Origin of the sequence: Streptococcus sp. S784/96/1 (genome assembly GCF_902729355.1) — a bacterium.
GTDB lineage: Bacteria > Bacillota > Bacilli > Lactobacillales > Streptococcaceae > Streptococcus > Streptococcus caledonicus.
The window spans coordinates 94,922-117,198 of the sequence record NZ_CACVCC010000003.1; the positions used below are offsets into that span (position 1 = coordinate 94,922).

Genomic DNA, 22,277 nt, shown 5'->3' on the forward strand with positions numbered 1-22,277 from the left:
TTTACAAAGAGGTTGGAAGCACCCCTCCAACCTCTAAAAAATTCGTGTTAGATTATTTCTTTTTACGAAATAATTTGCTAATGAGACGACATACTGAACGAATTGGGAAATAAATAAGTACAATAGCTAAAAGTCCCAATATTGCAGTTGCTGCCATTAACCAATATCGCCATAGAGGTAAGACTTCTTTAACAGAATCTCCTTCACCAAGACCATTCATTGCATTGCTATTAACAATTGTATAAAGAATAGCATGACTAGATTCGCGGAGTTGTTTAACTACAGCAGGAGTGTATTCCGATTCTTCTAACTTCCAAAGATTTGCATTAGTATTAAGCCATAAGTTAGTACCAGCTGCTAAACCTTCTCGTAAGTCGGCATAGTCAAAATTATCAAATGATGCTTGGTCTGTCGAAACAATTCCCTTAAAGCCCCACTCATTTTTTAATGTAGTCGTCATCAATCCTTTATCCGCACCAGCCCAGGTTGTACCTAAACGATTCATCGCTGTCATAACTCCAGTTGCATCAGATTCACGAATAGCAATTTCAAAAGGTTTTAAATATAAATCACGAACCGTTTGCTCATTAGCAAACATACTACCACCAATGCGGTTAGTTTCTGTATCATTTAATGCATAATGTTTGATAGTTACAAACGTTCCCTTAGATTGGACTCCTTTAATCTCACTAGCGCTCATTGCTCCAGATAAGAAGCTATCTTCTGAGAAATACTCAAAGTTACGGCCTCCAAAAGCAACCCTATGTAAATTAGCACCTGGTGCATACCAGCCATTAACATCAACAGTAAGGTATCATTACCAACAGAAACCCCAACTTGCTCCATTAAGTCTGTGTTCCACGTTGAACCCATAACAACTTGTACTGGGTAGGCTGTACCTGATTTTCCTCCTACCAAGGTACTAGAAATACCCGCTGGTCCATCTTTAATAATAGTTGATGGTAAATTAATCGATTCTAATGGTATTGTTGCATAACCACCATTGCGTACTAATTTATCCATTTCCTCAACCGTCAACTGATCCAGTAGGGTACTCCATAATGGATCATTAAAGTCTAATCCTTTGAGGTCTAAAATATCTAACTTACCAATTTCTTTATCTACAGTCCCTGTAACTGGCATTTGAACGGATTTATCATCTTCTGCGACAATCAAATCCAATTCCTTAAGCATCTCATCATCAATTTGCCAAGCACCTTCACGATAAGTTGCTGGCCACGAACCAGTCCAATCACGACGAGAAAGGTATGTTGCTTTTTCATCGTATGCTCGAATATCAACATCATTAAAAGCATTAGTGATGGTTTCACCAGTTTCCTGAGAAACAGAGTATGTTTTAGCATCTAATTCCGTTTGTTGGTAAGTCGCAACCAAATTCTCCTGACCATTGTGGGTCATTCCATCAGTTATTGACTTACCTTTCTTAGCTAGAATATTATTAAGTGCATCGTGAGCATTTTTCCCTACTGTAAAATGATAGTTACCTGCATCTACAATATAGGTTTTATATCCTTGACTATCGTAAACTTTTAAGCTTTCTTTAGGAATTCGAACAGTAACTGTCTCTGATTCTCCAACAGCTAATTTTTTAGTTTTTTCAAAACCAACTAATTCTATTGCTGATTTTTCGATATTATTCTGTTGGTTATAATCTGTGTAAGGTGATTGTAAATAAACCTGAACAACCTCCTTACCTGCCACATCTCCACTATTGGTTACTTTAACTGAAAGTTCAAATTGATTATTCTTTTCAGTTAACTTAACATCTCCATAGGTAAAATCTGTGTAAGACAGACCGTATCCAAAAGGATATTGAACAGCTTCTTTATAGTCATACTGACCAGATTGATCACGCCCTAAGACAACATCTTCATAACGTGTTTCATAATAACGATAACCAACATAGATACCTTCACTATAAACCATGAATTTGTCACCGTTCTTAATCTTGCTATTAGTAAATGTATAGTCTCCTAAGTTAGCCATAGCAGGAGCAGAAAAGACATCATAGGCATAGGTATCAACGAGACGGCCAGATGGATTAACCTCTCCAGACAAAATATCTCCAATAGCTAGAATCCCTGACTGTCCAACAGCTCCAACCCAAAGCGCTGCATCAACACCTTCAGCATCTAGAAAATCAAGTTCCATCGCATTGACAGTATTGAGAATTACAACAACTTTGTCAAAACGTTCCTTCGCTAATTTTAAAAGATCTTTTTCATTGTTATCTAATTCCAAGTAATGAACCCCTGTTTTAAGAGGTTTGATAGGCAAATCTGCACTCTCACCACCCGAACGTCCAATAACAACAATACCTACATCTTGATAATCATCAAAAGACTTGAGAACTTCATCGGTATAGGCAGACTGTGGAACTTCATTAACCGCAAATTCTCCTTGTCCAGTCACAGAAGTAACTTCTTTACGATAATCTTTACCAGGGCCCTTAGTGTAAAAATCCCAAGCAGTTCCATTGACTTTAAAACCAGAGGACTCTAAACTATCTTTCAAAGTCGGTAAACCTTTGGCATTTACAGACCCTGAACCTCCTCCACCATAGATGAAATCAACCGAGTTTTGACCTAAAAGAGTAATCTTGATATCAGCAGGTAGAGGTAAACTTTTAGCATTATTTTTCAATAAAACGATTCCCTCTTGCTCTACCTCACGTACCAAGGCATCACCAGATTTTTTCCAATCATCATCGCTAGCAAAATCAGAAGTAAAATATTTTTTATCAGCTTCTTTCCCCCCATTGGAGACAATCTTACTACTAGTATGGCCTAAAAAGTTTGAAATGAGAGCTGAATAGCGAGAAGCAAAGTGATTAGCACCCAAATAAAGCTCCAACGATAGCCACTCCTAATACAAACGATAATAATTTAATAAAGCTTCCAAAAATTTTCTTTATCAATATAAATCCTTTTTTCATTTTAATTCCTTCCATAAACCTTATTTCATAATAACAAACTTCATCATTGGATAATTAATCAATACTTGAATGATAACATTAATAATGTTCGCACAAATTTGAGCAAAACTCAAACTTATTCCCAAAGTTTGAAAAATAGCTGTTGTATAAGGAGGCAACACAATTGATATAATGCCTGCTACTATAACAGTTAAAATATACCAATGAAGTGTCTTCGAAATATCATTTTGTACCCCAAATACAAATTTTCGCTGAATAATATAATTAACTATCTGAGCTATCACATAAGCTAATAAAAATGATAAAAATCCATTCAAACCACCATTAGAAATTGAATATTTAAAAATCAACCAACGAAAGGTTCTATTTGAGAAAGAAGTAAACAATAAGTTACTACCTATCCAAAGAACAATAAAATTAGTAATTGTAGCAATATTAGATAGAATATTGAATTTAATAAACTCCCAAACATCCGGATGCTGTTTAATCCATTTTTTCATCATCCATCACCTATAATACTTTCCAATATCACTTGTAAAATCTCCTAAATTTCAAATAAATGTAAGCCTTTTCTTAGAATAAGAATATCACATCATGAATAAGACAAAAACCCTTTCTTCATAAGTTGTATTTTTTATTTCATAATTTGTCATTTACTCATAAATTTTGATATACTAAACAATTGAACGGAGGCCGATATGAAATTTGCTATTGTTGAAGATCAAAAAAAAGAACAAGAAATTCTCGCTTCATATATCAAAAAAAGCTGCAGTACTCGTAATATTTCAGTTGAAGTAGATTTTTTTAATGATGGTATTCACATTATCAGTGATTACACCCCTAAATACGATGTCATTTATCTTGATGTTGAGATGGCAGTACTAGATGGCATGTCCACAGCTAGAAAAATTCGTGAATATGATAAAGATGTTTTAATTGTTTTTGTGACCAATCACTCAGGAGTAGCCATACATGGTTACTCCGTTGAAGCGATTGATTTCCTCTTAAAACCTTTAACTCAATTCGTTTTTGAAGAACATTTCAAAAAAATTCTTCGTAAATTGCCTAATCAAGAAGAAAAGGTTATTTTTGTTAAAAGTAAAGGACAGACTATCAAAATCAAACAAAATGATATTCTTTATGTTGAGAATGAAGGGCATTATATCTACATCCACACCAATAAAGAAATCATCACTACTCTCAATTCCATGAAAAATATGGAACAACTTTTAGATAAGAAACTTTTTTTCCGTTCTAATAACTGCTATATCGTTAATCTATCCCATATTGAAAAAGTAGACGGTAATCTCTCTTACATCCAAGGAGAAAGACTGCAAATCAGCAGACCACGCAAAAAAGCCTTTATGGAGGCTTTAACCAACTTTATTGGAGATGAGATTTTATGATTTTCCCAGATATTCCACGCATCTATACCGCACTAGCAGAAACCTTTGCAGTTATAATTGTTAGTCTCCCCATTCTCAAAAAACAAAGCTCCCTTCACTCCTTTATTATCAAAGGGGCAATCATTTTAATTGGTCAAGTTTTTTTACAATTCATAGCAGACAAGTTTCCATTGTATTTATGGATACTAGGAATGTTTTTAAATATTACTTGGATGTACCTCAGCCTCTATCTCTTAAAAAATAGCATCAAGATTAGTTTCTACTTAACTGCTAAAAGTTTTGTTGCAGCTGAACTGACAGCTGCACTCAGTTGGCATCTTTATTGTCTCTTAGCTTATAAGGTTAGAAAATTCTCATTGACTAGTGAAATCATTTTCATGGGAATTAGCTATGCCTTATGTTTTATCAGCCTTGCATTAGTTGAAAGAAATGCAGATAGTAATGATACCGAGAAAATGATTGGCAAAAAAGAAGTTTTGATTGCAGCCTTTACAGCTCTGTCAATTTTTCTGTTTAGTAATATTGGATTTCTACTAACAGAAGCATCTTTGGGATTTAATGATTCAAGTAATATTTTTATTCTGCGAAGTATGATGAATTTTTCTGGCCTACTCATTCTATTAACTCAAGAAGCCTTCAGACGAGATGAATACCTTCGTCAAGAACTTTTGGCTATGCAAAATGCTTTTCAACTCCAATACAATCAATACCAGGCTTACCGAGAAAACAGTGACATCATAAGTCGCAAGGTACATGACCTAAAACATCAAATTGGTATCATAAAAGATGAGGCCAATGATGAGAAGCGTGCATCTTACCTCCACGATATGGAAATTAGCATTCGCGAATTTGAATCAAAAGTTGATACAGGAAATCCTGTGTTAGATACTATCATTTCACAGAAAAGTCGATATTGCTTACAACATGACATTACTTTTACTTGTCTAGTCCAAGGTGAATTGCTTAACCATCTTGATGTAATGGACCTATCTTCTCTTTTTGGAAATGCCATTGATAATGCCATTGAAGCCGTGGAAAAAATTCCTAACAAGGACCAGCGTCTTATCACCTTAAAAATCAGTAAATATGCCCAATTTGCTATTATCAAACTTGATAATTATGACTTATCAGAACTTCATTTTACCACTGAGTCCCTCCCTCAGACGTCAAAATCAGATAAACAAAACCATGGTATTGGACTCAAAAGTATTCGGTACATTTGCGAAAAATATCAAGGGCATATGACTCTTACCAAGAAAGATAACTGGGTTAAATTAAAAATTATTCTACCGAGTCTGGGACAAAAAGATTTTTAGTTTAGAAAATCTATAGCAATAAATCTACTTTTCTAATAAAATATACATAAAAACGAACAAAGATACTCTTTAAATATATAAGAGATAACCTTTGTTCGTTTTTTGTTTTATTGTTCAGAGTTTTGTCCCAGCCTCTTTTTAGTTTCGTAATTCAAAAACAAAAAGCCCACTGTTGTAGGCTTTCTGTAAGATATATTTTAAAATTAAAGCATTTTGTTGTAGAACTCAACGACAAGTGCTTCGTTAATTTCTGGATTGATTTCATCACGCTCTGGAAGGCGAGTTAATGAACCTTCAAGTTTTTCAGCATCAAATGATACGAATGCTGGACGTCCAAGAGTAGCTTCAACTGCTTCAAGGATAGCTGGAACCTTAGCTGATTTTTCACGAACTGAAATCACTTGACCAACTTCAACGCAGTATGATGGGATATCAACACGCTTACCGTCAACAAGAATGTGACCGTGGTTTACGAATTGACGAGCTTGACGACGAGTAGTTGCAAGACCTAGACGATAAACAACATTGTCAAGACGACGCTCAAGAAGAACCATAAAGTTGAAACCAAGTGTCCCACCTTTAACTTTAGTAGCTTGTACAAACAAGTTACGGAATTGTTTCTCACCCATACCGTAAGAGAAACGAAGTTTTTGTTTTTCTGCCAATTGCAAACCGTACTCAGAAAGTTTAGAACGGTTGTTTGGACCGTGTTGACCTGGAACGTAGTTACGACGTGCCAACTCTTTACCAGTACCTGTAAGTGACAAACCAAGACGGCGTGCCTGTTTCCATGATGGACCTGTATAACGTGACATTTGCATGTCCTCCTATAATTTAAAAATTTTAGGAAATAACGTTTTAGACAAACCTAATTCGTGCAGATACCCTTCGCCTAAACAGCCAAGGTTACTTATCTTTCAAGATATCTGTTGACGAGCTTTATTTTGCCCTGCTGCTATTTCACACAAAATATATTATAGCATGAAAAAAAGGCTATGTAAAGCCCATTTTTCTCACTTATTCCCCAAGTCAGCTTGTTCGGCAACATCCAAATAACGGATAAGGGTCTTTTCTGTTAAAATATCAGAATAGGTATATGACTCCACCGTAGTGTTATTAATAGCACCAGGAACATTGCTATCATCTGTAAATTCAACGATGAACAATGATTGATAAACCTCAGTTAAACGACCAATACGGTTACGCTCACGCTTACGACCATTTTCCAACGTCAATTCAACCAACTGTCCTTCATGGTTTTTGATATCTTCTTTAATTTTTTTCATTTTTGCTACATCAGCAAATGCATCACTCATATATTCTCTCTTTCTTCTATATCAACTCTTACATCATCTTATGATTCACTAAAATGTGCAATTGTTGAAAATTTATTATATTCCTTTTGGAACAACAATTTAACAGTTCCACGGGCTCCAGCACGGTTTTTCTCAAGAATAACTTCAACAGTATTATCCTCAATTGCTTCTTCTTGGTCATCCCCCTCACGGCGATAATAATCATCGCGATACAGAAAAGCAACAATATCAGCATCCTGCTCAATAGAACCCGATTCCCGAATATCTGATAGAACTGGTCGCTTATCTTGACGCTGTTCAACACCACGAGATAACTGACTAAGAGCAATCACTGGAACCTTTAATTCTTTAGCTAAGATTTTTAATTGACGTGAAATATCCGATACTTCTTGTTGTCTATTTTCTGGACGAGTACCTGTGATTAGTTGTAAATAGTCAATTACTATAAGTCCTAAATCACCTGCTTCTTGGGCCAATTTACGAGAACGAGCCCTAATTTCTGTAATCTTAATCCCAGGTGTATCATCAATATAAATAGGTGCCTCTGCGAGAACTCCCTGAGCCATCGTCACATTTTGCCAATCTTGATCAGTTAATTGACCTGTTCGAAGAGAATGTGAATCAACCATTCCTTCTGCAGCTAACATACGATCTACCAAACTCTCTGCACCCATCTCAAGTGAGAACACTGCCACAGGCCTTTGTTGTTTTGTTCCAACATTTTGTGCAATATTCAATACAAATGCTGTCTTTCCGACCGCTGGACGAGCAGCTAAAATGATTAATTGATCGGGATGTAAACCTGTTGTCAATTTGTCTAAATCACGAAAACCAGTGGCCAATCCTGTAACATCGGATGTTTGATGAGAACGAACTTCCAAATTCTCGTAATTAACTTTTAAAACATCTGAGATTTTACGAAATCCATTGCTATTACTACGCTCATTAATATCAATCAGCGCACGCTCTGCTGCTGCAATAATATTTTCAGAAGGATTACTACCATCATATGCTTGATTGACAGTGTCTGTCAACTTATTGATGATATTTCTTAACAATGCTTTTTCAGCAACAATTTGAGCATAATATTCTGCATTAGCAGAAGTCGGCACACTATTAACCAACTCTACTAAATAAGAAATCCCACCAATATTTTGAAGATCACCTTGACTGTCTAAAATAGCTCTGACTGTTGTAGCGTCAATAGCATCGTTGCGATCATTTAAAGATATCATTGCTTTAAAAATGACCTTATGAGCATACTTATAAAAATCTTCAGGTTCAATATACTCACGAACTGAAATAAGCTTATCAGGTGTGATAAAAATTGCCCCCAAAACCGACTGCTCTGCCAGTAAATCTTGCGGCTGAACTCTCAATTCTTGGATTTCTGACAAAACCTGCCTCCTCTACAATTTATAAACTGTAAACTTATTATCAACTTAAGATTCTTTAATCTGTAATTTAATCTGTCCTTGAATCTCTTTATGAAGCTTTACTGGAACCTCAACCAATCCAATTGCACGGATCGGATGATCCAAATCAATGTGACGTTTATCAACTTTCAATCCAAATTGTTTTTGTAACCCTTCCGCTATTTTTTTAGCTGTAATTGAACCGAAAGTGCGCCCATCCGGACCTACCTTTTCTGTAAAAATCACGCGATGTTCTTCTTTATCTAGTTCATCCTTCAAGGCTTTAGCTTCTGACAAAATTTCAGCAGCATGTTTAGCTTCGGACTTTTGCTTGCCAACAAGTTCCCCAATTGCTTGATTGGTTGCCTCTTTCGCAAAATTTTTCTTAATTAAGAAATTTTGAGCATATCCTGTTGGTACTTCTTTGATTTCACCTTTTTTTCCTTTACCTTTAACATCCTGTAGAAAAATAACTTTCATCTCACTCTTCCTCTAATTCTTCTTTTATTTTTTCCTTAAGTAATAGCAGAGCTTCTGATACCGATTGATTTTCTAATTGACAAGCAGCCAAATTGAAATGCCCACCGCCACCCATCTCTTCCATAATGCGTTGCACATTAATTTTACTACGACTTCTTGCTGAGATAGCAATGTTTCCTTGACTATTTTTAGTAACAACAAACGCTGCCTCTATTCCTGACATGTCAAGTAAAGCATCTGCTGCTTTACTTGACACAACATTATTATAGGTTTTATCTTCAGTACCACTAGCAATAATGACCGACTTCCAAATCTTTTCCCCACGTAAAATCAATTCATTGATAACACGATACTCATCGAAATCAATTGCTGATATATTATGAATTTCAACACTGTCACTTCCCAAAGTTCTCAAGTAGGAGGCTACATCAAATGTCCGGCTCGTCACACGTGTTGAAAAGTTTTTAGTATCAAGCATTATTCCTGCCATAAGTACACTTGCTTGAAGTTTACTTAATTTGACAGAAGCATTTTGAAACTGAATTAATTCCGTTACAAGTTCACTTGCTGAGCTTGCTCCACTTTCAATAAAGTTTAGAACCGCATTATTAGGAAAATCATCATCACGTCTATGATGATCAACCACAACAACTTCTGTAAATTTACTGTAAAGTTCTTTTGATAAAGTCAAGGATGTTTTTGAATGATCAACCATAATCAATAAGGATTCATTAGTAACTTTTTTTAACGCTTCGTCAACAGTAATTAATTGGCTATTACCATCATTTTGGAGTCGCTCAACTGCACGCTCAATATCTGGTGCCATTTGCTTATCATCATAAATAGCATAAGTATTAGAAATAATATTTGAAGCAAAAAATTCCATACCGACAGCTGCCCCCAAGGCATCCATATCAAGATTACGATGTCCCATTACAAAAACTTGATCAACCAACTTGATTTTGTCAGAAATAGCCGTCATCATTGCTCGTGTTCTAGTACGAGAACGTTTGACCGTCGAAATGGTTCCACCACCAAAATAAATAAAATCCTTATGCTCATCATTTTCTTTAACAACAACTTGATCTCCACCCCTCACCAAAGCCATATTAAGATTTTTTTGAGCAATAGAACCAATTTCATCATGATTCCCATCACCGTAGGATATGCCCATACTCATCGTCAGAGGTAAATCAAAATCCTTTGCTTCTTGTCTAAATTCTTCTAAAACAGTAAATTTAGAGTCTATCAACTGACTAAGCACTCTATAATCTGTAAAAAAATAGAAACGATCCATGTCTACACGACGGTAAAAAATATTATATTTTTGAGTAAATTCTGCTACAAATTTTACGATAAGACTATTTAAGCGAGACACCTCTGCATCAGCCAAGCTTTCCGTTGCGTCATCGTAGTTGTCAATAGATATAATCCCAATTACAGGACTTGTAGCTGACACAGCCTCACCAGCCCTAACCTCAGATAAATTGTCATAAAAATATAATATACCACCTGGATAGTCAATTGTTAAACTATACTTTTTACCATTGATATCACAAATAGCCGCTGGAGCCTCTTTTTGACTGACCAGTATATCCATCACTAAAGAAGTGCTAAAGTCTCCCTCTTGATCTGCTAAAATCAACTCCGCATAAGGATTAAACCATTCCACTGACCACAAATCAGGAATAAACTTAATAACGCCGACAGGCATAGTGTCTAATAAGTGTTTTAAACTTAGCTCAGTTTTCTCATTTAGACGCTCGATGCGTTCTAAGTCAGACTCCTCATATCCCTTTTTTTGGAAAAAAAGCAGAGCATAGACTGAAATAGCTACAGCTAAAAAAACAACAAGTCTCCCTGTATTACTGGAAACTAAACGTAAACTGGCTACCAAAATACCAAAGCAAATTAAACCGACCAAGACCAAATGAATGGTGGCGAAACGAAATTTTTTCATCTTAGACCTCTTGATGCCCCATTATAACACAAACCAACTCTAAAATAAAGAATGTCCTATACCCTATTCAGTTTTTCTACGAGCTTTATTATTTCCTTCTAAGTAAACCATCAAAATAGAAATATCTGCTGGATTGACACCTGAAATACGGCTAGCTTGACCAATTGTTTCTGGATTGATTTTCTTAAATTTTTGACGCGCTTCCGTTGCAATAGAATCAATAGCATCCCAATCAATATTAGCAGGGATACGTTTTTCTTCCATGCGTTTCATCCTATCAACTTGGTCAAGTGCCTTGTTAATGTAACCTTCATATTTAATTTCAGTCTCTAAGAGTTCAATAATCTTACTATCCAAATTTTCTGAAGCTGGACCAACAAAATCAGTAACCACCTGATAATTGATTTCAGGACGGCGCATGAATTCTTTAGCTGTCAAGGCATCTGTCAATGGTTTGAACCCCAGTTCCGCTATTTTTTCATTTGTTTTCTTGACAGGTTTTATTTTGACACTTGACAACCTTGTCAACTCCTTATCAAATTGTTTTTTCTTAATTTCAAAATGGTTCCAACGATAGTCATCCACCAAACCAACTTCTCGACCAATTGGCGTCAATCGCATATCTGCATTGTCATGGCGTAAAATCAAACGGTACTCTGCACGACTTGTCAATAGACGATAAGGTTCCAAAGTTCCCTTAGTAACAAGGTCATCAATCATAACTCCAATATAAGCATCACTACGCTTCAAAATTAATTCTGGCTTACCTTGTACCTTGAGCGCTGCATTGATACCAGCAACAAGACCTTGACCTGCCGCTTCTTCATAACCAGATGTCCCATTGGTTTGACCTGCTGTAAAGAGTCCAGAAATCAATTTCGTTTCAAGAGTCGCACGCAACTGATGTGGCAAAACAATATCGTACTCAATCGCATACCCAGTACGCATCAATTCTGCTTTTTCCAAGCCTTTGATAGAATGCAAGAGCTCTTTTTGAACATCTTCTGGTAAACTTGTTGACAACCCTTGAACATAAACTTCCTCTGTGTCTCGTCCCTCAGGCTCTAGAAATAGTTGATGGCGCTCTTTATCCGCAAAACGCACAATCTTATCTTCAATTGACGGACAGTAACGGGGGCCAACTCCCTTAACAATACCAGAAAACATCGGTGCGCGGTGTAAATTTTTATTAATAATATCATGACTAGTCTTATTCGTATAGGTCAACCAGCAAGGAATTTGATCCTGTAAATAATCATCGTCTTTTGACATAAATGAAAAATGATTTGGTTTCTCATCCCCAGGTTGAATTTCTGTGACTGAGTAGTCGATTGACGATGCCTTGACACGAGGTGGAGTTCCTGTTTTGAAACGACCAATTTCCAAACCTAGTTTTTTCAAATTATCTGATAGGGTAACTGATGCTAAACTATTATTAGGTCCAGATGAATACTTGAGCTCTCCCAAGATAATCTCACCACGAAGCGCTGTCCCTGTTGTAACAACGACTGCCTTTGCACCATATTTTTGCCCAGTAGCTGTCAACACACCGACAACCTTACCATTTTCAACTAAAATATCATCAATCATACTCTGACGAAGAGTCAAATTCTCTTGACGTTCTACAGTGTTCTTCATTTCTTGAGCATAGAGTACCTTATCAGCCTGAGCCCTGAGAGCACGGACAGCAGGGCCCTTACCAGTATTGAGCATTTTCATCTGGATATAGGTTTTATCAATATTTTTCCCCATTTCTCCACCAAGAGCATCAATCTCTCGGACAACTATCCCCTTAGCTGACCCTCCAATTGAAGGATTACAAGGCATAAAAGCTAACATATCCAGGTTGATAGTTGCTAGTAAAGTCTTGCATCCCATTCGAGCTGCTGCAAGGCTAGCCTCCACTCCAGCATGACCTGCCCCAATGACGATAATATCATAATTTTCAATAAAACGATGTTCCATTTTATAATTTATTCCTTTCTTCACTGATAATAATATTGACAGTTCTTGTCAATTCTTCTCTTATATAACGATGAAAAGAAGCTACGAGAATTAGTCGAGTAAAACTTATCAATTCACACAGTCCTTCACTGACTTTTTACAGTGTTAGAAAACGTTGTTTGGCTAATTACACCACTGAGAACTAGTACTTATGCTAAATCCCCGAACCTCTATACTTAGCGACTTTACGACATCTTTACACAATTTAAATAACATAAAAATAGCCAAAACTCTCGAAAACTGTACGCCAAAAGACATACAATTCCCATGAGCTTTGACCATCATGTTATTGTCAAGACAAGTTTAACAGATTTCAGAAGTAATTTCAAGATTTTACTGACAGTAATTTACTAAACAATGTTTGATTTTTAGATTGAGCCTTTAAATATTGGTAAAATACTTCTCTTGATAAAATCTTATTAATCATAATTTTATCAAATTTATCAAATATTTCAATAAAAGATCGTTTCGTTAACCTATTTATATAAATTACATCCTCGGATTCCTGACGTTTTCTATCTGCAACTTCTAGGGGATACCCTGTTCCAAAGTCACCTTCAAATAGTTTATCCAAAGTATACTGTAAATTTAATTCTCCAGCCCAACCAAAATTCAATCCTAAAGCTAAGGATGCAACATTTCCATTATTAATACGCCCAAATAGAAAAGCATCTTGAGGTGTTTGAATAAAACCTGCACGTAAACCCGGTAAGCTGTTACAAGCCATCATCATTCCTTGACCTGAGGAGCAGCCAGTAATAACAAAGTCTATTGAGCCAGTCTCAATTAATAAACTAATCATGACTGCTAGACTGCTACTTCAACATATGAGTAAGATTCAGTTTCTTCTGGGAAAATACCTAGATTAATAATATCGTTATCTTTCCCCGCAGCTTTTTTTACAGCTTCAAAAAGAAGCTGATTAATATCTGTCCGTGTACTAGCTTGAATAACTGCAATTCTCATATGTTACTCCTTATTGTGTTAAATATACCGACAAGCTTCTCCATTTTTATAGGCCATGTCAATGATTCCACCACCAAGACATTCGTCACCGTCATAAAAAACAACTGCCTGACCTGGAGTAATAGCACGTTGTGGCTCGTCAAAAATGACTTCTGCCTTATCACCTTTCACCTTTACAACAACTTTACTATCTGGTTGACGGTAACGGAATTTAGCTGTGCATTCTAACGTGAATTCTTGAAGCATTTTACGTGTAAAGTGAACTGAAGAAGCATCAAGTGAAGTTGACATCAATGACTCATGATAGAAACCTTGACCAACGTATAAAATATTTTCTGACAAATCTTTACCGACAACAAACCAAGGTTCATTATCACCACCGATTTGACCACCGATACCAAGACCACCACGTTGACCGATAGTATAATACATTAGCCCTGCATGTTCGCCCATATCACGGCCATCTATGGTCATCATACGCCCTTTTTGAGCTGGAAGGTACTGACTTAGAAATTCTTTAAAATTTTTCTCACCGATGAAGCAAATGCCTGTAGAATCTTTTTTCTTAGCTGTTGCAAGACCTGCACGCTCTGCAATTTCACGGACCTGAGGCTTCTCAAGATGTCCCAAAGGGAACATAGTTTTTTGCAATTGTTCTTGAGATAATTGACTCAAGAAATAAGTCTGGTCTTTCCCGTTATCTACTCCACGTAGCATGTGGACTGTGCCATCTTCATCGCGCACAACCTGAGCGTAGTGACCAGTTGCCACATAATCTGCACCAAGTGTCATTGCATAATCAAGAAAAGCCTTAAATTTGATTTCTTTGTTACACATAACATCTGGATTTGGTGTACGTCCAGCACGATACTCTGCTAGGAAATACTCAAAAACGCGGTCCCAATATTCTTTTTCAAAATTAACAGAATAATAAGGAATTCCAATTTGATCCGCAACCGCAGCCACATCTTTGTAATCTTCCGTAGCAGTACAGAAACCATTTTCATCGGTGTCATCCCAATTTTTCATAAAAACACCAATAACGTCATACCCCTGCTCTTTCAATAGCAGAGCTGTTACAGAGGAGTCAACTCCTCCACTCATGCCAACTACGACACGAATTTTTGAATTATCATTCATGATAATCCTCCCATCAAATATATTATTTAACGTAGACTTGGAGGGTCTAGTTATTCAAAAAACGATTTGAAGGTCGATTTTGAAGCGCCAATTGCGCAATCTTTATTATACCAACAATTTGATTGTTTTCAAAATACTTATTATCACATTATCACTTTCAATTTATCTTCAATTTGTTATAATAGTCTAGCAAATTTAATTTTGGAGCAAGATATGAAAACACTCAAATTTCAGTCGGTTTTCGACATTATTGGACCAGTTATGATTGGACCATCATCAAGTCATACTGCAGGAGCGGTAAGAATTGGTAAAGTTATTCATTCAATCTTTGGTGAAATTCCAGAAAGTGTCACCTTTGCTTTGTATAATTCCTTTGCTAAAACCTATCAAGGTCACGGTACTGATAAGGCGCTTGTTGCAGGAATTATGGGCATGGATACAGATAATCCAGACATCAAAAATTCTCTTGAAATTGCTCATCAACATGGCATAAAAATCTATTGGGAAATTCTGAAAGATAGCAATGCTCCGCACCCAAATACAGCTAAAATTACTGTCAAAAAAGGTGATAAAAGTATGAGTATCACAGGTATTTCAATTGGCGGGGGCAATATCCAAGTGACAGAATTAAATGGCTTCTCAGTATCTCTATCGATGAATACACCTACTATCATTGTCGTTCATAAAGATATTCCAGGTATGATTGCCAAGGTTACTGATATTCTTTCAAAATATGATATCAATATTGCTCAAATGACTGTAACCCGTGAAAGTCAAGGACAAAAAGCTATTATGATTATTGAAGTTGATTCACGTAACTGTAAAGATTGTGTCAAAGAGATTGAAAAAATCCCTAATCTTTATAATGCTAATTTCTTTGATTAAAGGAGACAGTGATGTTTTATACTATAGAGGACCTTGTAGAACAAGCAGAGCAACAATATGATGGTAATGTTGCTGAATTAATGATTGCAACAGAAGTTGAAATGACTGGTCGTAATCGAGAAGAAATTATTGGCATCATGTCTCGTAATTTACAAGTCATGAAATCATCCGTAACAGAAGGGTTGACGCCTACTAAATCAATTTCTGGACTTACAGGCGGAGATGCACTCAAAATGGACACTTACATCCGTCTGGGAAAAACACTCTCAGACAACACAATCTTATCTACAGTTCGAAATGCAATGGCCGTCAATGAATTAAATGCTAAAATGGGATTAGTTTGTGCTACACCAACGGCAGGATCTGCCGGATGTTTGCCTGCTGTTCTGTCAACAGCAATTGACAAGTTAGGGTTAAACGAAAAAGAGCAACTTGACTTTCTCTTTACAGCCGGTGCCTTCGGTTTGGTTATTGGTAACAATGCATCCATTTCAGGGGCTGAAGGAGGATGCCAAGCCGAAGTAGGATCTGCTTCTGCTATGTCAGCAGCAGCTGTTGTAATGGCGGCAGGTGGTACAGCATACCAAGCTAGTCAAGCTATTGCATTTGTCATTAAAAATATGTTAGGTCTTATTTGTGATCCAGTTGCTGGACTTGTAGAAGTTCCCTGTGTTAAACGTAATGCCCTAGGTTCAAGTTTTGCCTTAATAGCAGCTGATATGGCACTTGCAGGCATTAATTCACAAATTCCAGTTGATGAAGTTATTGATGCTATGTATCAGGTCGGATCAGCTTTACCAACTGCCTTTCGTGAAACAGCTGAAGGTGGCCTAGCAACAACTCCTACAGGTCGTCAATATACTAAAGAAATTTTTGGAGAAATATGATGTCCACAACAGTTTATTTTGTTAGACATTGCGAGCCAAATTATAAAAATCATGATGATTCAAGTCGTGAATTGACTCAAAAAGGTTTACAAGATCGTCAATTTATTATCAAATTTTTTGAAAATAAATTAATCAATCATATTTTTTCAAGTCCTTATAAAAGGGCTTTTGATACTGTTTTACCTCTAGCAAAGCAACACAAACTTAACATCATAACGGTTGACGACTTCAAAGAACGTAAAATTGACAATGTTTGGATTGAAGATTTTAAATCATTTACACAAAAACAATGGTTCGACTTTTCCTATAAATTAACTGATGGGGAATGTTTACATGATGTTCAACAAAGAAACATGAGAGCTCTCAATCAATTACTCATTGATAAAGATGGGCAATCTCTTGTTATCGGATCTCACGGTACAGCTATTTCGACCATTATAAACTTTTTTTTCAAATCTTATGGCTACCAAGATTTTGAAAATATCAAATCATTAATGCCTTATATTGCCGAATTTCAATTTAATAAATTAGACTGCCAATCAATCTCCATTCATAATATCTTTACAGGAGCTTGTCATGAAATCTATTCTATTTGACCTTGATGGAACACTCGTTGATTCTAGTTCTGGAATCAAATAATCATTTGTTCATATTTTTGCAGCACTAGGGGTACCATTGCCTAGACCTAAAATGACGAGAACTTTTATAGGTCCACCTCTAGAAGATAGTTTTAGACAATATGTTGATGATGTTGACAAAGCCGTCACTATCTATCGAGATTATTACAAAAATATTGGAGTTTTTGAGGTTAAATTATATCCTTGCATTGAACAGCTGCTGAAAGAATTAGTAGCTAATCATTTTAACCTTTATATTACAAGTAGTAAAAATGAACCAATGATTCATGTCATGCTAAAACACTTAAATATTGACAGATTCTTTACAGGTATCTATGGTCATACTTGTGATAGAAATAACAAAATAAAGGTCATCGAAGCATGCCTCCTATCAGAAAATATTAATCAAAAGATGCTATTATTATTGGTGATACTAAATTTGATATTATTGGAGGTAAAAATAATAATATTAAAACACTCGGCATAACCTGGGGATTTGTCTAGAAGAAGAAGAACTTTTATTGGTAGGTTCTGATGCTATTTGCCATAAGCCTCAAGATATTTTAAAGAGTCTGGGACAAACCAAACCATCACGATGGCGGAGCCCACACCCACAAAACAATGACAACCAATAGGCAAAGCCCTCGCTAAGTGCTATACTCTTAGTGAGGGCTTTTTCAAGTTTTCGCATAAAAAGATTTTTAGTTTAGAAAATTTATACCAATAAATCTAAATTTCTAATAAACTGTATATAAAAACGAACAAAGATACTCTTTAAATATATAAGAGATAATTTTTGTTCGTTTTTTGTTTTATTGTCCAGAGTTTTTTGTCTCAAACTCTTTTTTATTGCATGCCCCAAGCAGCTAAACCCTGTGAGTTATAAGCATTTAGAGCTGAATTTATCTGATCTTGCACAGTGGCTGTTGATCCCCAACCAGGCATCGTTTGGAAAAGTCCAGACGCACCTGATGCATTCGCTACATTTGGATTCCCATTAGACTCACGTGCAATAATATACTCCCAAGTTGACTGGGGTACACCAGTTGCTTTCGCCATTTGAGCTGCAGCTTCTGTTCCGATCACGCCAGCTGTGTTACCATTTGCCAAAACACCTGAGTAAGATACTGAAGAAGTCGCAGTTAACTGAGAGTTGTAATGATTAGCTGTCTGATTGACTTGCGGGATAATTTCATTAACAAGATTTTCAGTTGGCACTGAAACCGTTGAAGCAAGTTCTTCATAATGAACTGATTTTAACAAATTTGTAGTTTCAAAAGCAATAGCGTTTGCTTCAGTTGAAACTGCTGTTGTTGCTTTAATAGTTAGTGGAACACTTGTTTCTAAACTAGAAATTTCAAAATTTTCAACTGTATTTTCTTTTTTAGTTGATGTTACATAAGATTCAGTATTAACAGATTGTGTTGTCAGAACAATTGACAAACTTGTAAATAATAATCCTAAAACAATTTGTTTAGATTTTTGTTTCTTTAGCGAACGTCGTGTGACTCTGCTATTTGACATGAATTTCTTCCCTTTTTTAATTTTAACCTCATCTAGTCTAACATACAATTGTTACAGTTACTTTACACCTATGTTTAAAAATAGCGTATATATACAACATCTTGTAATATAGAGAACTATATCTGCTTTTTTAATGCTTCATTTATAAAATTATAGCTAAAACTCTATAAAAGGTTGTCTATCATGTAAACTTTTTGTAAATATCATTGTGTTTTAGATTCTTGAACTATTAGTCTATAAAAAGATCAAAAGATTCTAGAAGATAGCATTTAAAAAATTCTATCGAAATGAATATAAGTTGTTTTTTCAAACTATGACCAATAACTCGCATAGTGAATAGCTTATTTATTTTGCACCTACAAAGTCAAGAGTGATCATCTAATAAAAAAACTTAGAACACCTAAAAATAAGGTATACTAAGGTTTTTTCAGTATAAATAGCAACATAGCTATTATTAATATCACTAAGATAGCAAAAGTGTCTATTGATTTCCATTTGAGCAAACGGTATTTCGTCCGACCATCTCCACCTTTGTAACCACGTGATTCCATTGCAATGGCAAGAGCATCAGCACGTTTAAAACTAGAAGCAAAAAGGGGAATTAAAATTGGAATAATTGACTTTATTTTTTTAATCAGATTACCTTCTCCAAAATCAACACCCCGTGCTTTCTGAGCATTCATAATCCGAATAGTATCATCCATCAGAGTAGGAACAAAACGCAAACTAAGTGACAACATTAATCCGATTTCATGTGCTGGAACCTTTAAAGGTTTCAACGGATTCAATAAAGATTCAACTGCATCTGCAAGACTTAAAGGGGTGGTTGTTAAAGTTAGTAGAGTTGAAAAGAAAATAATCAAGACAAATCGCATAAAAATGATTCCTGCTTGATTTAAACCAACACGTGTAATTTGCAGAAAACCAAAATGGAAAAACACTTCTCCTCCACCAGTAAAAAAAAGCTGGAAAATAGTAGTAAATAAGATAATCCCTATCATTGGTCTAACACCACGTAAAAAGAAACCCAACTTTATACCAGATAACCAAATAGAAAAAAGAGAAAAAAACAAAAGTAACGCATTTGTTATCATATTATTAGCCCAAAATATTACAACAATATAAATTAACATAGCTAATAATTTACTTCTTGGATCCAATCTATGAATAATCGAAGTACCTGGAATATAACGACCTAAAATCAATTTATCCATAAACAATTCCCTCCCTGAATTCAGCTAAAGTAACAGGAAGTTCTTCCATCAAAAAGCCTCGTTTTCTTAAATTATACGCCAATTTTGTAATTTTTGGTACACCAAGTTGTTTTTCTTCCAATAACTCCACTTTCTGAAAAACATCTTTTGGAGTTCCAGATAAAACAACTTTTCCTTTTTCTAAAACATGAACAAAATCTGCATAATTTGCTACATCATCCATTAAATGTGTTACCAATACAATAGTTAAACCAAATTGATGAAGATTTTTAAATAAAGTCATCAATTCCTTACGTCCTTTTGGATCCAGTCCAGCTGTCGGTTCATCTAAAACAAGAATTTCTGGCTCCATTGCTAAGATTCCAGCAATGGCCACGCGACGCATCTGTCCACCGGACAATTCAAAAGGATTTTTTTCAAATAGTTCCTCAGAGATCCCAACCATAGTTAGTTTCTCACGAGCAATTTGCTCAGCTTTTTCTTGAGAAATACCAAAATTTTGAGGACCAAAGGCTGCATCCTTCAGAACAGTCTCTTCAAATAATTGACTTTCGGGAAACTGAAAGACTAAACCAACTTTTTGACGAAGTTGTTTGATATCTTTTGAGTTAGAAGTTGATGTAATCACATGTTTATCAACTGAAACACTCCCTAACGTTGGAATATTAAGACCATTTAAAAGCTGCATAATAGTAGATTTTCCAGAACCAGTATGCCCAATAAAAGCAGTATAACTTTTTTTTATAATCTCAAGATTGACATCAAACAGTGCTCTTCCTTCAAAGGGTGTCCCTGCTTGGTATGTATAACTTACATTTTCGAGAGTAATCCCCATAATTCCTCTTCTAATTCCTTTTCTGTTAAATAAGCTGCGCTAAAGTCTAATTTTTCTGATAAATCTTTAATGACACTTGTTGTAAAGGGAATGTCCAGTCCTAGGTCAATCAATGATTCTTCGCGGGCAAAAAGTTCTCGCGGAACTGAATCTGATTCAATCTTCCCACCTTGCATAACAATCACTCGATCACTAAGTGCTACTTCATCTAAATCATGAGTAATCGAAATAACAGTCATTTGATGCTCTTCACGAATTTTTTGCATTACATCAATCAATTCTAAGCGACCTTCTGGATCTAACATACTAGTCGCTTCATCAAGAATTAAAATATCAGGATTCATAGCAAGTGCACCTGCAATAGCAACTCGCTGTTTTTGCCCACCAGATAATCGTGCAGGTTCCTTAGTTTTGAAATCAATCATTCCCACTAATTCGAGAGCTTCATTGACACGAGATACCATTTCTTCATGAGAAACTCCTTTATTTTCAAGAGAAAAAGCAACATCATCCTCAACCGTTGCACCAACAAACTGATTATCAGGATTTTGAAAAACCATCCCAATTTTATGACGAATAGTCCAAAGATTCTTCTCCGTTAATTGTTCACCATCAATCCAGATTTCACCTGTTTCTGGCTCTAACAATCCATCAATTAAACGAACTGTAGTTGATTTTCCAGAACCATTATGGCCCACAATTGATAGCCATTCCCCGCGTTTCACGTGAAACGAAACATTATCAAGTGTTGGGGATTCTTGTCCTTCCACATAGCGAAATGTAATATTCTTAAACTCAATCATTTACGAAATGTATCCTTAAATAAAAAACTTGCCTCCCTAAAATAGTCATATCCTGAATATAGGGTGAAAAATAGAGAAATATAAAGCATAATATTTCCTACAAAGGCCCAATGAAAAAGCAACAAGACAACTGCAAGCATCTGAGTAGCTGTCTTAATTTTACCCAGCATAGCAGCAGCTAGGACCTCACCTCCTGTTTCAACCAAAAGAAGTCTGAGCCCTGTGACTGCTAATTCTCGGCAAATAATGACAGCAGTAACCCAGGCTGGCGCTAAATCTAAACCAACTAGCATAATAAAAGCAGACATAACTAACATCTTATCTGCAAGCGGATCTGCAAACTTACCAAAATTAGTAACTACATGCCATTTTCGAGCAAGATAACCATCTAAATAATCTGTTATACTGGCAATTGCAAATACAAAAGCTGCAATAATGTGCCATACAATATTATTTGGAATAGAGGCTAACAATAAAAATAGGGGTATTAAGATAATGCGTCCAACTGTGAGTAAATTGGGGATATTTTCTTTTTTATTAAACATAAATTTTC

The 22,277-nt window shown here is 35.7% G+C and carries 20 protein-coding genes and 2 pseudogenes; 6 read left to right on the forward strand and 16 right to left on the reverse strand.

The window, feature by feature from the left end:
• Positions 1-52: 52 nt before the first annotated feature.
• The 3 genes and pseudogenes from GZ996_RS01820 to GZ996_RS01830 form a co-directional block, all read right to left on the reverse strand.
• Positions 53-745 (reverse strand): annotated as a pseudogene (locus GZ996_RS01820) (glycoside hydrolase family 3 N-terminal domain-containing protein); the annotation flags it as partial.
• Positions 697-2,874 (reverse strand): glycoside hydrolase family 3 C-terminal domain-containing protein, encoded by a 2,178-nt coding sequence (locus GZ996_RS01825; protein ID WP_162011203.1) that lies wholly within the window; start codon positions 2,872-2,874, stop codon positions 697-699. The pseudogene GZ996_RS01820 and the gene GZ996_RS01825, both read right to left, overlap by 49 nt.
• 102 nt (positions 2,875-2,976) lie before the next feature.
• Positions 2,977-3,456, reverse strand: a complete 480-nt coding sequence (locus tag GZ996_RS01830) for a GtrA family protein (RefSeq protein ID WP_156805791.1) — start codon at positions 3,454-3,456, stop codon at positions 2,977-2,979.
• A 198-nt stretch (positions 3,457-3,654) separates the two neighbouring features.
• Here GZ996_RS01830 and GZ996_RS01835 point away from each other — a divergent pair, with 198 nt between their 5' ends.
• Both GZ996_RS01835 and GZ996_RS01840 read left to right on the forward strand, forming a co-directional pair.
• Positions 3,655-4,362: a LytR/AlgR family response regulator transcription factor gene (locus GZ996_RS01835; RefSeq protein WP_162011204.1), complete on the forward strand. Its 708-nt coding sequence runs from the start codon at positions 3,655-3,657 to the stop codon at positions 4,360-4,362.
• Positions 4,359-5,678, forward strand: a complete 1,320-nt coding sequence (locus GZ996_RS01840) for an ATP-binding protein (RefSeq protein WP_162011205.1) — start codon at positions 4,359-4,361, stop codon at positions 5,676-5,678. The genes GZ996_RS01835 and GZ996_RS01840 overlap by 4 nt, the downstream gene beginning before the upstream one ends.
• Positions 5,679-5,881: 203 nt before the next feature.
• Here GZ996_RS01840 and rpsD read toward each other — a convergent pair whose 3' ends face one another.
• The 8 genes and pseudogenes from rpsD to mnmA form a co-directional block, all read right to left on the reverse strand.
• Entirely contained in the window at positions 5,882-6,493 is a 612-nt protein-coding gene (gene rpsD / locus GZ996_RS01845) for a 30S ribosomal protein S4 (protein ID WP_162011206.1), read from the reverse strand.
• A 198-nt stretch (positions 6,494-6,691) separates the two neighbouring features.
• Positions 6,692-6,994 (reverse strand): Veg family protein, encoded by a 303-nt coding sequence (locus GZ996_RS01850; RefSeq protein WP_156805788.1) that lies wholly within the window; start codon positions 6,992-6,994, stop codon positions 6,692-6,694.
• A 38-nt stretch (positions 6,995-7,032) separates the two neighbouring features.
• Positions 7,033-8,391 (reverse strand): replicative DNA helicase, encoded by a 1,359-nt coding sequence (gene dnaB, locus GZ996_RS01855; protein ID WP_162011207.1) that lies wholly within the window; start codon positions 8,389-8,391, stop codon positions 7,033-7,035.
• 45 nt (positions 8,392-8,436) lie between these two features.
• Positions 8,437-8,889, reverse strand: a complete 453-nt coding sequence (gene rplI, locus GZ996_RS01860) for a 50S ribosomal protein L9 (RefSeq protein WP_162011208.1) — start codon at positions 8,887-8,889, stop codon at positions 8,437-8,439.
• A 1-nt stretch (position 8,890) separates the two neighbouring features.
• On the reverse strand, positions 8,891-10,849 hold the full coding sequence (locus tag GZ996_RS01865) for a DHH family phosphoesterase (protein ID WP_162011209.1): 1,959 nt from the start codon (positions 10,847-10,849) through the stop codon (positions 8,891-8,893).
• Positions 10,850-10,912: 63 nt separating this feature from the next.
• A complete protein-coding gene (gene mnmG, locus GZ996_RS01870; RefSeq protein WP_162011210.1) occupies positions 10,913-12,814 on the reverse strand; it encodes a tRNA uridine-5-carboxymethylaminomethyl(34) synthesis enzyme MnmG in 1,902 nt (633 codons plus the stop codon).
• Positions 12,815-13,178: 364 nt separating this feature from the next.
• Positions 13,179-13,819, reverse strand: a pseudogene (locus GZ996_RS01875) (RpiB/LacA/LacB family sugar-phosphate isomerase).
• A gap of 18 nt (positions 13,820-13,837) precedes the next feature.
• The gene (gene mnmA / locus GZ996_RS01880; protein ID WP_161980374.1) at positions 13,838-14,959 is read right to left on the reverse strand and encodes a tRNA 2-thiouridine(34) synthase MnmA; all 1,122 of its coding nucleotides are present in this window, start codon (positions 14,957-14,959) and stop codon (positions 13,838-13,840) included.
• 213 nt (positions 14,960-15,172) lie between these two features.
• Between mnmA and sdaAB the strand changes: the two genes are divergently transcribed.
• The 4 genes from sdaAB (at position 15,173) to GZ996_RS11800 (ending at position 17,835) form a co-directional block, all read left to right on the forward strand.
• On the forward strand, positions 15,173-15,844 hold the full coding sequence (gene sdaAB, locus GZ996_RS01885) for an L-serine ammonia-lyase, iron-sulfur-dependent subunit beta (protein ID WP_156805781.1): 672 nt from the start codon (positions 15,173-15,175) through the stop codon (positions 15,842-15,844).
• 11 nt (positions 15,845-15,855) lie between these two features.
• Positions 15,856-16,731, forward strand: a complete 876-nt coding sequence (gene sdaAA / locus GZ996_RS01890) for an L-serine ammonia-lyase, iron-sulfur-dependent, subunit alpha (protein WP_162011211.1) — start codon at positions 15,856-15,858, stop codon at positions 16,729-16,731.
• Complete coding sequence (locus GZ996_RS01895; protein ID WP_156805779.1) at positions 16,731-17,327, forward strand: histidine phosphatase family protein; 597 nt, start codon at positions 16,731-16,733, stop codon at positions 17,325-17,327. Before sdaAA ends, GZ996_RS01895 begins: the two co-directional genes overlap by 1 nt.
• A gap of 79 nt (positions 17,328-17,406) precedes the next feature.
• A complete protein-coding gene (locus GZ996_RS11800) occupies positions 17,407-17,835 on the forward strand; it encodes an HAD hydrolase-like protein (RefSeq protein ID WP_238385648.1) in 429 nt (142 codons plus the stop codon).
• Between the two features lie 359 nt (positions 17,836-18,194).
• On the opposite strand, the gene GZ996_RS12055 is transcribed toward GZ996_RS11800, so the two are convergent.
• From GZ996_RS12055 to pgsA, 5 genes are all read right to left on the reverse strand, one after another.
• Complete coding sequence (locus GZ996_RS12055; RefSeq protein WP_156805778.1) at positions 18,195-18,872, reverse strand: transglycosylase SLT domain-containing protein; 678 nt, start codon at positions 18,870-18,872, stop codon at positions 18,195-18,197.
• A 416-nt stretch (positions 18,873-19,288) separates the two neighbouring features.
• Complete coding sequence (locus tag GZ996_RS01910; RefSeq protein ID WP_156805777.1) at positions 19,289-20,086, reverse strand: energy-coupling factor transporter transmembrane component T family protein; 798 nt, start codon at positions 20,084-20,086, stop codon at positions 19,289-19,291.
• The gene (locus GZ996_RS01915) at positions 20,079-20,921 is read right to left on the reverse strand and encodes an energy-coupling factor transporter ATPase (RefSeq protein ID WP_156805776.1); all 843 of its coding nucleotides are present in this window, start codon (positions 20,919-20,921) and stop codon (positions 20,079-20,081) included. The genes GZ996_RS01910 and GZ996_RS01915 overlap by 8 nt, the downstream gene beginning before the upstream one ends.
• Positions 20,897-21,724 carry an energy-coupling factor ABC transporter ATP-binding protein gene (locus GZ996_RS01920; RefSeq protein WP_156805775.1) on the reverse strand — a complete coding sequence of 276 codons (828 nt, stop codon included), beginning with the start codon at positions 21,722-21,724 and terminating at the stop codon, positions 20,897-20,899. Before GZ996_RS01920 ends, GZ996_RS01915 begins: the two co-directional genes overlap by 25 nt.
• Positions 21,721-22,269, reverse strand: coding sequence for a CDP-diacylglycerol--glycerol-3-phosphate 3-phosphatidyltransferase (pgsA, locus tag GZ996_RS01925; protein ID WP_156805774.1), 549 nt, complete (start codon positions 22,267-22,269; stop codon positions 21,721-21,723). Before pgsA ends, GZ996_RS01920 begins: the two co-directional genes overlap by 4 nt.
• Between the last annotated feature and the right edge of the window lie 8 nt (positions 22,270-22,277).

Bases quoted from the DNA above. Each gene is read 5' to 3' on its own strand.
- GZ996_RS01835 (WP_162011204.1), top strand. From the start codon at position 3,655: ATGAAATTTGCTATTGTTGAAGATCAAAAAAAAGAACAAGAAATTCTC.
- rplI (WP_162011208.1), bottom strand. From the start codon at position 8,889: ATGAAAGTTATTTTTCTACAGGATGTTAAAGGTAAAGGAAAAAAAGGT.
- mnmA (WP_161980374.1), bottom strand. From the start codon at position 14,959: ATGAATGATAATTCAAAAATTCGTGTCGTAGTTGGCATGAGTGGAGGA.
- GZ996_RS01915 (WP_156805776.1), bottom strand. From the start codon at position 20,921: ATGGGGATTACTCTCGAAAATGTAAGTTATACATACCAAGCAGGGACA.
- sdaAB (WP_156805781.1), top strand. From the start codon at position 15,173: ATGAAAACACTCAAATTTCAGTCGGTTTTCGACATTATTGGACCAGTT.
- GZ996_RS01840 (WP_162011205.1), top strand. From the start codon at position 4,359: ATGATTTTCCCAGATATTCCACGCATCTATACCGCACTAGCAGAAACC.
- pgsA (WP_156805774.1), bottom strand. From the start codon at position 22,269: ATGTTTAATAAAAAAGAAAATATCCCCAATTTACTCACAGTTGGACGC.
- GZ996_RS01895 (WP_156805779.1), top strand. From the start codon at position 16,731: ATGTCCACAACAGTTTATTTTGTTAGACATTGCGAGCCAAATTATAAA.
- sdaAA (WP_162011211.1), top strand. From the start codon at position 15,856: ATGTTTTATACTATAGAGGACCTTGTAGAACAAGCAGAGCAACAATAT.
- GZ996_RS01920 (WP_156805775.1), bottom strand. From the start codon at position 21,724: ATGATTGAGTTTAAGAATATTACATTTCGCTATGTGGAAGGACAAGAA.
- rpsD (WP_162011206.1), bottom strand. From the start codon at position 6,493: ATGTCACGTTATACAGGTCCATCATGGAAACAGGCACGCCGTCTTGGT.
- mnmG (WP_162011210.1), bottom strand. From the start codon at position 12,814: ATGGAACATCGTTTTATTGAAAATTATGATATTATCGTCATTGGGGCA.
- GZ996_RS01910 (WP_156805777.1), bottom strand. From the start codon at position 20,086: ATGGATAAATTGATTTTAGGTCGTTATATTCCAGGTACTTCGATTATT.
- GZ996_RS12055 (WP_156805778.1), bottom strand. From the start codon at position 18,872: ATGTCAAATAGCAGAGTCACACGACGTTCGCTAAAGAAACAAAAATCT.
- GZ996_RS01830 (WP_156805791.1), bottom strand. From the start codon at position 3,456: ATGAAAAAATGGATTAAACAGCATCCGGATGTTTGGGAGTTTATTAAA.
- GZ996_RS01865 (WP_162011209.1), bottom strand. From the start codon at position 10,849: ATGAAAAAATTTCGTTTCGCCACCATTCATTTGGTCTTGGTCGGTTTA.
- GZ996_RS01850 (WP_156805788.1), bottom strand. From the start codon at position 6,994: ATGAGTGATGCATTTGCTGATGTAGCAAAAATGAAAAAAATTAAAGAA.